This is a genomic window from Nocardioides stalactiti (assembly GCF_014180715.1).
In the GTDB taxonomy this organism is placed as follows: Bacteria; Actinomycetota; Actinomycetes; order Propionibacteriales; family Nocardioidaceae; genus Nocardioides; species Nocardioides stalactiti.
The window spans coordinates 1-10,078 of the sequence record NZ_JACEFC010000133.1; the positions used below are offsets into that span (position 1 = coordinate 1).

General features: G+C 71.5%; 8 protein-coding genes and 1 pseudogene. 6 read left to right on the forward strand and 3 right to left on the reverse strand.

From position 1 onward, the window contains the following. Positions 1-260: pseudogene (locus H0487_RS19545) on the reverse strand (formylglycine-generating enzyme family protein); the annotation flags it as partial. Positions 261-359: 99 nt separating this feature from the next. Between H0487_RS19545 and H0487_RS19550 the strand changes: the two are divergent. After that, complete coding sequence (locus H0487_RS19550; protein WP_183095904.1) at positions 360-1,490, forward strand: serine hydrolase domain-containing protein; 1,131 nt, start codon at positions 360-362, stop codon at positions 1,488-1,490. Between the two features lie 22 nt (positions 1,491-1,512). Then, a complete protein-coding gene (locus tag H0487_RS19555; RefSeq protein ID WP_183095905.1) occupies positions 1,513-2,829 on the forward strand; it encodes a flavin-containing monooxygenase in 1,317 nt (438 codons plus the stop codon). Between the two features lie 3 nt (positions 2,830-2,832). On the opposite strand, the gene H0487_RS19560 is transcribed toward H0487_RS19555, so the two are convergent. Further along, positions 2,833-3,630, reverse strand: coding sequence for an HDOD domain-containing protein (locus tag H0487_RS19560; RefSeq protein ID WP_183095906.1), 798 nt, complete (start codon positions 3,628-3,630; stop codon positions 2,833-2,835). Beyond that, complete coding sequence (locus tag H0487_RS19565) at positions 3,627-5,747, reverse strand: putative bifunctional diguanylate cyclase/phosphodiesterase (RefSeq protein WP_183095907.1); 2,121 nt, start codon at positions 5,745-5,747, stop codon at positions 3,627-3,629. Before H0487_RS19565 ends, H0487_RS19560 begins: the two co-directional genes overlap by 4 nt. Positions 5,748-5,948: 201 nt before the next feature. Between H0487_RS19565 and H0487_RS19570 the strand changes: the two genes are divergently transcribed. The 4 genes from H0487_RS19570 to H0487_RS19585 form a co-directional block, all read left to right on the forward strand. Further along, positions 5,949-7,328, forward strand: a complete 1,380-nt coding sequence (locus H0487_RS19570) for a helix-turn-helix domain-containing protein (protein ID WP_183095908.1) — start codon at positions 5,949-5,951, stop codon at positions 7,326-7,328. A gap of 691 nt (positions 7,329-8,019) precedes the next feature. Continuing rightward, entirely contained in the window at positions 8,020-8,634 is a 615-nt protein-coding gene (locus H0487_RS19575) for an RNA polymerase sigma factor (protein WP_183095909.1), read from the forward strand. Continuing rightward, positions 8,631-9,236 carry a hypothetical protein gene (locus H0487_RS19580; protein WP_183095910.1) on the forward strand — a complete coding sequence of 202 codons (606 nt, stop codon included), beginning with the start codon at positions 8,631-8,633 and terminating at the stop codon, positions 9,234-9,236. Before H0487_RS19575 ends, H0487_RS19580 begins: the two co-directional genes overlap by 4 nt. Before the next feature lie 111 nt (positions 9,237-9,347). Further along, on the forward strand, positions 9,348-10,078 hold a 731-nt coding region (locus H0487_RS19585; protein WP_183095911.1), incomplete at its 3' end, for a hypothetical protein.

Sequence of the window (10,078 nt, forward strand, 5' to 3'; positions counted from 1 at the left end):
GGCGACAGCGTGACCCGGTGGACCGGCCGCTCCCCGTCGGCGACGTACCCGTCCCCGTGCGCGTCGCCCATCCAGAATTCCCCGCCGGGGACCCGGACCTGGCCGCGTGTGCTGCGCCACCCGGCTGCGACGACCGCAGGCGCGGCCGTCGGCGTGGCGCGGCCGGCGGGCGCACAGCAGGAGCCGAGGTGCTCGGCCGGCGCCGGGCCGTCCGCGGCGAGGGGGAGCAGGCGGACGCCGGCGGAGGGGTCGATGACCATCGGCCCATAGTATCTAAAGTCTACTGAAATAATTGATCATGGAGCACCGGGTCGACGCGCCTCTAGAACATGTTCTAGTTCGCGGCTAGGGTGACGGCCGTGGTCGACGGAACCTGTGCCGAGGAGTTCGCCCCGCTGCGTGACCTGCTGGTCCGCAACCTCGAGGACGGCACCGACGTCGGTGCCGCGGTCGCGGTGGTGCACGACGGGGACCTCGTGGTCGATCTGTGGGGCGGTGCCGCGCGGCCCGGGGTGCCGTGGCGTGAGGACACCGTCGTGATGACGTGGTCGGTGACCAAGGCGATGTCGTCGCTCACCGTGCTCGCCCTGGCGGACCGCGGGGTCGTCGACCTCGACGCGCCGGTGGCGACGTACTGGCCCGAGTTCGGCGCCCATGGCAAGGAGCGGGTGCTCGTCCGGCACCTGATCTCGCACACCTCCGGGGTGCCGGGGTGGAGCCGACAGGTCACCGTCGAGGACCTCCTGGACGTGGAACGGAGCGGCGACTGGCTGGCCGAGGAGCCGCTCTGGCACGAGCCCGGCGACGGCTCGGCCTATCAGATCGTCGACCACGGCCACCTTGTCGACGGACTGGTACGACGTGCCGCCGGTCGCAGCCTCGCCGAGGTGTTCCGTGACGACATCGCCGGCCCGTTCGCCGCGGACTTCATGATCGGGGTGCCGCTCGACCAGCAGGACCGATGCGCCGACCTCATCGCACCGCCGCCGTCCGGCGTCGACTACTCCCAGCTTCCGCCGGACAGCTTCCTGCTGCGCACGATGGCGAACCCGCTGCTGCTGCCCGAGGCGTGCAACAGCCCGGAGTGGCGCAGCGGCCCGGTCGGCTCGGTGGGCGGCCACGGCAACGCCCGGGGGGTCGCGCAGATCCAGGCGGCCGTCTCGCACGGGGGCGCGTACGGCGGCCGGGGGCTGCTCGGTCCGGCCACGATCGACCGGGTCCTCGAGGTGCAGGCCACCGGCGTCGACCGCGTGCTGATGACGCCGGCCACGTGGGGAACCGGGTTCGGGCTCCCCATGTCCTCGGCCCCGTCGGTCCCGGGCGGTCGCACCTGTTGGTGGACCGGCTGGGGCGGCGCGATCGTCGTCAACAGCCTCGACTCCCGTACCACCGTCGCCTACACGCCGAACCGGATGGCCTCGCACCTGGTCGCCTCACCGCGGACCGACGGCTACCTCGACACCGCCTTCGCCTGCGTCGCCGGGCTCTGACACCACCCAGGAGGGAACACCCGTGAAGGTCGCGATCATCGGTGCCGGCTGCTCCGGCATCACCACCGCCAAGCGGCTCCAGGAGCACGGCATCGCCTACGACCACTTCGAGATGAGCGACGACGTGGGCGGCAACTGGTACTTCCGCAACCCCAACGGCCGGTCCTCGGTCTACGAGTCGCTCCACATCGACACGTCGACCCAGCGCCTCCAGTTCGAGGACTTCCCGGCGCCCGACGACTACCCGGACTTCCCGCACCACACCCAGATCCACGACTACTTCCGTGCCTACGTCGACCACTTCGGCCTGCGGGACGCGATCGAGTTCGAGACCGAGGTCGTGCGGGCGGCCCGAAACCACGACGGCGGCTGGGACCTGACGCTGTCGACCGGTGAGACCCGCGGCTACACCGACCTCGTGGTCGCCAACGGCCACCACTGGTCGCCCCGCCTCCCGGACTACCCGGGCCACTTCGACGGCGACCTCATCCACAGCCACGCCTACGTCAGCCCGTTCGACCCGATCGAGATCCGCGGCAAGCGGGTCATCGTGGTCGGGATGGGCAACTCCGCGATGGACATCGCCTCCGAGCTGTCGAACCGCTGGATGGCCGAGAAGCTGTACGTCTCCGCCCGGCGCGGCGTCTGGGTGCTCCCGAAGTACCGCAACGGCGTCGCGGCGGACAAGGTGATGGCACCGCCGGACATCCCCAAGGACGTCGCGCTCGCGGCCTCGCGCCAGCTCATCCGTGAGCTCGTCGGCAGCATGAGCGGCTACGGCCTGCCCGAGCCCGACCACGAGCCGCTGTCGGCGCACCCGTCGGTGAGTGCGGACTTCCTCACCCGTGCCGGCTCCGGCGACATCCACATGCTCCCGGAGATCGTGCGGCTCGACGGTCGCACGGTGCACCTCGCCGACGGCTCGAGCGTCGAGGCCGACGTCATCATCTGCGCCACCGGCTACGACATGCGGTTCCCGTTCTTCGACGACTCCGAGGCCGACCTGCACCCCGACGACGAGCACCGCTACCCGCTGTTCAAGCGGATGATCAAGCCCGGCGTCGAGCATCTCTACTACCTCGGGCTGGCCCAGTCCTCGCCCACGATCGTCAACCTCGCCGAGCAGCAGTCCAAGCTGCTCGTCAAGCTCCTCCTCGGCGACTACGCGCTGCCGTCGGTGGCGGACCAGGAGCGGATCATGGTCGAGGACGAGGCGCGCCACCTCGAGCAGTACTACGCCTCGCCGCGGCACACCATCCAGATCGACTTCGGCCGCTACTGCCTGGACCTGGTGCAGGAGATCGAGGCGGGGGAGCAGCGCGCCGCGGCTGCCCGCTGACCCTCACAGGCCCAGCGCGCTGCGCAGCTCCCTGACGTCGGTGCGGATCGCCGTCAACCGCGCCGATGCCTCGGTCTCGGTGATGCGCTGGTCGGAGAGCCGCTCCAGGGCGCGCTTCTTGTGGTGCGGTTCGACGAGCCGGGCCGTGAGCTCGTACGAGGTCCGCAGCAGGGCGCCCTCGGGCCCGCTCGCCACGGCGCGCAACGCGTCGACCATGTCGGCCGGGAAGTGCCACTGGTTGAGCGCCTCGCCGCTCAGCTGGGGCGAGCAGATCCCGTAGCGGATGGACTCGGCGGCGAAGCGCTGGGACCCGAGCTCGGTGGCCGCGACGAGCTGGTCGTATCCGTGGCGGTCGGTCTGGTGGAGCAGCGCCATCCCGAGCGGAGCCAGCAGGCCCAGGGCCATCCCGTCGGCCGTGCGGGTTCCGAACCGCGGACCGAGCGAGCCGGCCGCAGCGGCCAGGTGCAGGGAGAGCTCACCGAAGCCCTGGGGAAGGAGCCGCTCGTCGTCGAGGTTGGCAAGGGCGATCGTGGCGATGGAGCGCACGGAGTTGAACCCGACGACCGTCACCGCGAACTGGAGGCTGGTCACCTTGCCCGACAGCCCGAAGTAGGCGGAGTTGGCCAGCTTCATCACCTTCGCCGCGAGGGCGACGTCGGCGCCGAGTGCGTTGGCGAGCCCGACCGCGCTGGTCCGGTCGCTGTTGCTGGTGGCCACGATCCGGGCAGCCACCGGCCGCTGGGACGCCATCCGGTCCAGTCCGTCGAGGACGGTGTCGATGTCGAGGGCGAGGGCGGTCATCGGGAGCCCACCGTCGCCAGGGGGTGCCCGGTGCGGCACCAGTCGACGAAGCCGGCGTCGTCCAGGGGAGTGCTGATGCCGTAGCCCTGACGCAGCGGGCAGCCCAGGATGTCGAGGATCTCCATCTGAGCGTGGGTCTCGACCCCCTCGGCGACCACGTCGATGCCGAGGTTGCGGGCCAGGCTGATCACGGCTCGGGCCACGGCGGTGTGCCCGTCCTGCAGCTCCGCGACGAAGGACTGGTCGACCTTGAGGTAGTTGACCGGGAGCCGGCGGAGGTAGGCGAGCGAGGAGTAGCCGGTGCCGAAGTCGTCGATGGCGACCTGGACGCCGTGGTCCCGGAGCTGGGCGAGGATCGTCGAGGCGGTGTCGGGGTCGTTCATGAGCGCGGACTCCGTGATCTCCAGGCACAGGTGATGCGGGTCCAGCCCGTGCCGCCGCAGGGTGCCCTTCACCGCCTGTACCAGCTGGTAGTCGCTCATCTGGAGTGCCGACAGGTTGACGTTCATCCGTGGCGGCGCCAGCGGCCCGAGCTCGTCCTGCCACCGCGCCATCGCCGCGCACGCCTGGTCGAGCACCACCAGGCCGAGGTCCCGCACCAGACCGTGCTCCTCGGCCAGCCTGACGAAGACGTCGGCGGCGATAGCGCCGCGGTCGGGGTGCTGCCACCGGGCGAGCGCCTCGACCGACGCCAGTCGCCGCCCGTCCTCGTCGAAGCGCATGATGGGCTGGTAGCACAGCGTGATCCGACGCTCCTCGATCGCCTGCCGGAGGTCGGAGACCAGGGTGAGGGTGTCGTAGACGGCGCCGCGCGCGCTCTCGTCGAGGACCATCACCCGCCCCTTGCCGCGAGACTTGGCCTGGTACATCGCGATGTCACAGTCGCGGATCAGGTCGTCGGGAGACTGGTGGTCCGGCCGACGCAGCACGACGCCGATCGACCCGCGTGGATGCACCTCGACGCCGTCGAGGACGAACGGCTCGGAGAGGACCCGCAGGACGCGGTCGGCCACCTCGAGCGCGGCCTCCACCGAGCGGGTGCCGCACGCGATGACGAACTCGTCGCCGCCGAACCGGGCCACCAGGTCGCCGGGGCGGACCGATCCGGAGAGCCGGCGGGCGACCTCGACGAGCAACGCGTCACCGGCCTTGTGCCCGAGGCTGTCGTTGACCACCTTGAAGTTGTCGAGGTCGAGGAACATGCACGCCAGGCCGGCGTCGGGGTCCTCCATCACGGTGGCGATGTGGTCCCACAGCTTGTTGCGGCGCGGCAGCCCGGTGAGCGAGTCGTGGTTGGCCTGGTAGCTGAGCTGCGCCTCGAACGCCCGCCGCTCGGTGATGTCCTCCAGGGTCGCGACGAAGCCGTCGCCGATGCCGGGCGTGTGCAGCGGGGTGAACCGCACGTCGGTGTGGCGCACCCGCTGCTGGGTGTCGACGAACCGGGCCTCCATCTCCCGCTCCTGCCCGGCGAGGACGGCGATCGCGGTCTCCGTCACGCGCTCGAGGTCGTCGCGGTGGATGTGGTTGAGCCAGCCGGTGCCCAGCAGCCGGTCGGCCGTGACGCCGACCAGGGCGCAGAGAGCGTCGTTGACGTGGCCCAGCCGCATGCCCTGCTCCGACATCATCGTGGGCACGGGGGAGCGCTCGGCCAGCACCTTGAACCGCTGTTCGTGAGCCTCGGCGGAGGCCCGCAGCACCAGCTCGAGGTCGGACTGGGCGGGTTGGATCTGCAGGGTCCAGAGGTCGCCGTCGGGCGACGGCGCGGTCCGCATCCGGCACGACACCTCCTCACCGACCGCGGTCCGCACGTTCACGGCGCTCGTCGTCGGCCGCTCCCGGCGGAACAGGTGGTCGATCCGTACCCCGTCCGGGGGGAGCACGATCTCGGACAGTGGGGCACCGTCCAGGTCGGACGCGGCGAGACCGAGCAACTCGCAGGCGCCGGGGTTGCTCCAGCGGATCACCGGATCGCCGTCGGCGCCCCGGGCAGCGACGAGGAGAGCGACATGGGGCTCCCCGGACGTGGCGTGGAACACAGCCGCCACCACGTCAGGCGGGTGCCCGGGCGCCTGGGCGCGTTCGTCCTCGCCGGCAGGGGCGGCGCTGCTCGCGGTCATCCGTTCCTCGTTCCGGTCGGTCGTCGTGGAGTACGCCGAAGCCAGGCCGGGCAGCCCGCGCCGAGGGATTGCCCTGCTGTTCAGGAGGCCTATCGGCACGGGGCGGCGGGACCTGACCGGAGTGCTGCACCGAGCGTGGTTGACAGGAGATGTTCCTTGTTTGACTCGCCCGTGCTGTCAACATTGCCTACCATCGTCACGATGAGCCCCGTGGAGATGCGCAGCGCCGAGGTGTTGCGCGCCGTCGACCCGATCGTCCTCGGGTCGCGCCTGCGCTCGGCGCGGGTCGCTCGCGGGTGGACCCAGGCCGAGCTGGCCGGGGACATCTCGGTGGCCTACGTGTCCCGGATCGAGACCGGGTCCCGGCGCCCGACCCTCAACGTGCTCCTCGTGCTCGCCCAGCGGTTGGGAGTCAGCCTCGAGGAGCTCCTCGACGGCGCGTCGTCCGACCAGGTCGAGGAGATCCGACTGGGACTCGCCTACGCCGAGCTCGCCCTCCAGAACGGCGAGACGGTCGACGCCGAGCACCAGGCCCGGCACTACCTCGACCGCGCGGAGAGCGCGTCGCTGTCCGACCTGGTCGCCCAGGGGCGTTTCCTGGTCGCCCGGACCCTGGAGTCGCTCGGCCAGCTCGACGAGGCGATCACCGCCTACGAGGCGATCCTCGAGTCGGCCACCGGTGTCGCCGCGATCCGCTGCGGCATCGCGCTGAGCCGGTGCTACCGCGAGGTGGGCGACCTCAACCTGGCGACCGACGTGGGGGAGCGGGTGCGCCCGGCGCTGCTGGCCGGTGGCCTCGAGCGCACCGACGAGGGCATCCAGCTGGCGATGACCGTGGCGCTGGCCTACATCGAGCGCGGGGACCTGAGTCGGGCGTCCAGGATCTGCACCGAGGCCATCAAGGTGGCGGAGGAGATCGCGTCGCCGACCGCGCGGAGCGCGGCGTACTGGAACGCCAGCATCGTCTACTCCGAGCGGGGTGAGACGGGCGCGGCGCTGGCTCTCGCCAACCGCGCGCTTGCGCTCCTCGGAGAGGGGCAGGACGCCCGCAACCTGGCGCGCCTGCGCCTGGAGCTGGGCCGACTCCAGCTGACCCTCGACCCGCCCGAGATCACCGCGGCGCTCGAGCAGCTGCGGCGCGGTACCGAGGACCTGCGAGCCACCAGCGCGAGCCCGGTCGAGCTGGCGCACGGCGACATCGTGATGGCCCGTGCGCTGCTGCTCGACGGGCGTCCCGAGGAGGCCGTCGAGGCGGCCGAGCGAGCGCGGGACGCGACCCCGGCCGACGCCGTGCTCGGCAAGGCCGAGGCGGTCATCGTGCTCGCCGACGCGCTGGCCGAGCAGGGTCATCTCGAGCAGGCGCGGTCGACCCTCGCAGGAGCCGCCGAGCTGTTGGTGAGCCTCGAGGAGGCGGACCGCTGGGCGGCCCAGGCCTGGTGCGAGGTCGCCGAGCTGTTCGAACGGTTCGGAGAGATCGCCGCAGCGCGGGACGCCTACAAGCGGGCCGCCGCCGCGAGCGGTCTGCGGGTGCGGACCTCGCGTCACCGGGCGGCCACCGCGGCGACGCCCCGGTCGGTCTGAGTCGGTCGGCCTGAGTCCAGGCCGTCACCGTACGGCCGGCCGTAGTCCTGCCCGGATCCAGGTGGGGTCAGCAGCAGCCGATCGGCCGCGTCAGCGTCGGGGCCGCGGCGTCCGCCGGAGCGGTGGTGCCGAACGCGAGGACGGCGAGTGCGGCGAGGGTCGCGGCGACGGTCTTGATGATCATGGGGAATCCTTCCGAGGCGGGTTTGTCAATCATCTGTCAACTTTTGGAAATTCGATAGTGCGCAAGAGTCAAGGCTTGTGTAAGGTCTCGGCCAGAGAGATTCAGTGCGAGGAGAGCCGTGGCATCGGGCGCCGCGCTCGCACTCCTCTCAGCACTCGGGTGCCCCCCGCGCTCGTGGTGGCGCGGCTCCTCGGAGCCGCGCCACGTGCGCGTCTCGGGTCGTCGGGTCGACGAGGGTCGTGGTGCTGCCGGGTCACGCACCACAGGTGCGTGCCGGCCCGGTGCTTGATGCACGGGCCGCGGTTTTTGTTGTCAACTCTTTTCTTGTCCCTTTGCAAAAACCGGCACTAGGGTCGTGTCAGATCCGGGATCCAGTCCTCGGGTCCTCTCGAAAGCTCTCTCGGGCGGACATGCTTCTCACCGATGACTGGTTCCCTGTCCATCTCGGGACCGCTCTCAACTCGGGGAGAGTCGTCGGCGTTCCCACAACCACACATGGGGACCCATATGACGACGATGAGCGAGCGCCCGACTCGCGCCGTACCGCTGCGAAGTCCGGCACGCACCACCGCACCGACGCGACCTGAGCGGTCGGACGCAACCGTCTCCGACCACGACCTGCTCCGCCGTTGCCGGCGGCGCGACTCCGAGGCCTGGAACGAGCTGGTCCGCCGCTACGAGCGGCTGGTCTACACCGTGGCGCTGCGCAACGGCCTCAGTGCCGACGACGCGGCCGACGTCACCCAGAGCACCTTCGTCGCGCTGGTCGACTCCCTCGACCGGATCCGCGACGACGAGAAGCTTGCCTCCTGGCTGATGACGGTCGCTCGTCGTCAGGCCTGGCGCAGCCGCAACCTGAGCCGCCGGACGACGCCGCTGGAGACGACGCCGGAGGAGTCCGTCGACCCGTTCGCGGACTGGGCCAGCGTCGCTGCGCTCCACGACGCGCTCGCCACCCTCGGCGGACCGTGCCGTGATCTGCTGGTCGCGCTCTACTTCGAGAAGGAGGAGCCGAGCTACGCTGAGATCGCCCGGCGCCTCGGGCGCTCGATCGGTGGCATCGGTCCGCTCCGCGGTCGCTGCCTCGACAAGCTGCGCGTGATCCTCCAGGACGAGTCATGACCATCGGACGGCCGACGTTCACCGACCTGCTCGACTGGGTCGAGGGTCGGCTCGCGCCCGAGCAGGCGGACGTGGTCGCGGCGTACGTCGCGACCGCGGACGACGCCACCATGGAGACCGTCGAGTGGATCCGTGAGTTCCACGACGCGGCCGGGTCGATGCGGTTGGAGCAGCCTCCGGCCGACCTGAGCGCCCGGCTGCGCGACGTGTTCGTCGGGCTCCAGGGCCCCGAGGTCAGCGACCGCTGGTCGGACGCCTCGCTGCTCTACGACACGCGCAGCGGCCTGGCCGCCGCGGGCGTCCGCTCGTACGACGGCGACGGTGTCCACCTGGCGTTCGACAGCGACCTCGGTCGGTTCCTGCTCGAGGCATCCCCGGCCGGTCCGGGCGAGGTCGACATCCAGGGGCTGATCCGGACCGAGCTCATCGGGGACGACGGGGTCGACCTATCGTTCCTGGGGCGCGGGACGCTGCGCCGTGCGGCCCGGGCGACGGCGGACGGTCGGTTCGACGTTCGCGGGGTGCCGGTGGACGTCGACGAGCTGTGGCTCAGCTCGGGGGGCACGCGCGTGCGTGCTGCCCTCGACCTGACCTCGCGCTGACCTCCGATGGACCCGGTACCGGGCCCGGCGAGACTCGCCGGGTCGGAGATCGATCGTCTTCTGGAGCACGCCGCGAGCTGGGTGCTCCGCGACGGAGTGCGGTGCGCCGAGATGCTGGATCGCGCCGAGGCCGCGATGAACGGGAGTCGCGACCTCGCTCGTGCCGCGCGCCTCAGCGAGATCCGCGGTGAGCAGGCGTGTGTCGACGGAGACCTCGGTGCGGCGGCGCAGGCGTTCCGGCAGGCGCGCCGTCAATGGCTCGCGGTCGGCAGTCAGGTCGACGCTGCCCGGGCGGCGTTGGGCGGCACGGACGTCCAGCTCCTCCTCGGCGAGTTCGCGCTGGCGGAGTCGGCCGTCCTGCGCGTCCAGAGCGAGCTCGGGTCCGGCGACTTCCACGACGACGACCGGGTCGCCTGGCTGGACGCGACCGTCCAGCGGCAGCTGGGCGACGCCCGCGCCGGCCGGGGCGAGGTCGCGAGCGCGTTGCGTCACTACGACACCGCGGAGAACCTGTTCGGAGCGCTCGGGGACCAGGGCGGCAGGGCGCTGGTCAACCTGCGCCGCGGCGTGGTCGCCCTCGATGCGGGGATGCCCCACAACGCGATGATCGAGCTCGGGCGGGCGCGCCAGACCTACCTGCTCGCGGGGCAGGACGTCTCCTCGGCCGTCGTGGCGGTGATCATGGCCGAAGCCCTCGCCGCAGGCGGGGACGTGAGCCGGGCGTTGGAGGTCCTCGACTGCATCCAACCCGTGCTCGCCGACAGCCGCTGGATCGTGGCGCTGCAGCGGTTGGCGCGCTCCGACGTGCTGCTGCGGGCGGGGCTGCCGGCCGGGGCGCACGC